This is a genomic window from Streptomyces sp. NPDC055078 (assembly GCF_053607985.1).
Genome location: NZ_JBSGUP010001078.1, coordinates 1 through 1,588 on the forward strand (window position 1 = coordinate 1; position 1,588 = coordinate 1,588).

The window sequence follows — 1,588 nt, forward strand, 5'->3', positions numbered from 1 at the left end:
GTCCCGGCGGCGAGCCGAGATCCACCATCCGCACGGCGCCACCCGGACAAACAGACCACCTGGAGGGGATCATGGACACCAAAGCACCTGTGGAACGGCTGCCGGCCCGCGCCGTGTGGGAGGAGACGGGAACGGCACTTGTTCCCGGAGTCCTTGAGCCGGACCGCTTCAAGGCGCTGGTCGAGGAGGCGCACGGCAGGCTCGACATGGTCACACCGCACGTCCACGAACACACGGCCGCGCACCGCGACGGCAGTTTCGCCTCCCCGGTCCACTGCGGCTTCATCCCGCCCGGCCCGGTGCTGGAGGCCCTGGCCTACGACAAGGCCCTGCTGATGGCCCTGCGTGTGGCCACCGGCATTCCCCGGCTGATCCCGCGCGGGGGCGCCGTCGTCCTCTACCGGGAAGGCGACTTCCAGGGCCTGCACACGGACTCGGTGAAGTCCACCGTGACCGTCGCCGTCGCGCTGACCGGGGATCTGCCCCCGATGGGCTGGGCCCCGGGCCTGTTGGGCGCCTATCCGGACCGTCTCGGGGAAGTCGTCACCGAGCACGGCATGTTCCCCGAGGGGAAGAACTTCACCACCCTGTCCCATCCGTACGGCGACGGCAGCGTCCGGGCGTTCGCCGGGTACCACGTGCCGCACTGGCGCCGGCCGCTCACGCTGCCGATGGGCCTGCTGGTGACCATGTCGTTCATGGACCTGTGATGACCATGACCCCGCGTCAGCTCTGGCTGACGGAAGGCCGGGCAGACGTTCCTCAGGACGTGGTCGAACCCGGACTCTGGGAGGAGATCGCCGCGGAGGCCGCCCGGTGCGAGCCACACGCGGTCGTCCGCCACAACCAGAGGCCGGGACTGCTGGTGATGCGGGATGGATCGATCACCTCACCCCAGCGGTGCCGGGTCCACACCGGCGGAGACGGGCTCAGTCGGCTGGCCCTGTCCAAGGGCCTGGCGGAGGTGGCGGGCGAGGCGACCGGCAGCGCCCGGATGACCCCGATCCGCTTCGGCCTGAAGTTCTACGAGCCCGGCGACTACATGCACGTCCACCGGGACGACGGGAAGTGCTCGATCACCTTCTCGTGCGGCCTGACCCCCGGGCTCGCCTCGATGGGCTGGCTGCCTCGCCTGCGGTGGCTGACCACCCGGCAAATAGCCGACCGCCTCGGCGACACCGCCTACCCCGACGGCGGTGAGACCTTCCCGGTCCGCCACCGCCACCTCACCGGATTCGACGGAAGCCGAATCCCCCACTGGCGTACCCCGCTCGGCTCCCCGTCGCGCGAGGTGCTGATCACCATCTGCTTCACCGACCTCTCGGTGTAGCAGCGTCCTTCCCGATCAAGGAGGAACGACCATGTCCCAGCAGATCCCGTCTGCCACGACGCAGGCCGTGGACCCGGCCGACTTCGTGGCCGAGCTGCACGCCGAGGGCAACATGCCGCAGAACTCCGGCGGCGACCCGGCCGTGCCGGACTCCGCCTTCCCCGACACCCACACCTACCCGTTGCCGGTCGCCTGACCGGCGGGTGCTCCGTAGGCGGTAGCTGACGCCCGGCCGTCGGGCACCATCCGTGACCTGGG

Annotated in this window: 3 protein-coding genes; all 3 read left to right on the plus strand. The window is 70.3% G+C overall.

Annotated features, from left to right (window positions below; all coding sequences use genetic code 11):
• A partial coding sequence (locus ACWF94_RS40260; RefSeq protein WP_453500226.1) for a hypothetical protein occupies positions 1-710 on the plus strand: 710 nt, incomplete at its 5' end.
• Positions 710-1,330: a hypothetical protein gene (locus ACWF94_RS40265; protein ID WP_453500228.1), complete on the plus strand. Its 621-nt coding sequence runs from the start codon at positions 710-712 to the stop codon at positions 1,328-1,330. The genes ACWF94_RS40260 and ACWF94_RS40265, both read left to right, overlap by 1 nt.
• Before the next feature lie 31 nt (positions 1,331-1,361).
• Positions 1,362-1,526: a hypothetical protein gene (locus tag ACWF94_RS40270; RefSeq protein WP_453500230.1), complete on the plus strand. Its 165-nt coding sequence runs from the start codon at positions 1,362-1,364 to the stop codon at positions 1,524-1,526.
• Positions 1,527-1,588: the final 62 nt, after the last annotated feature.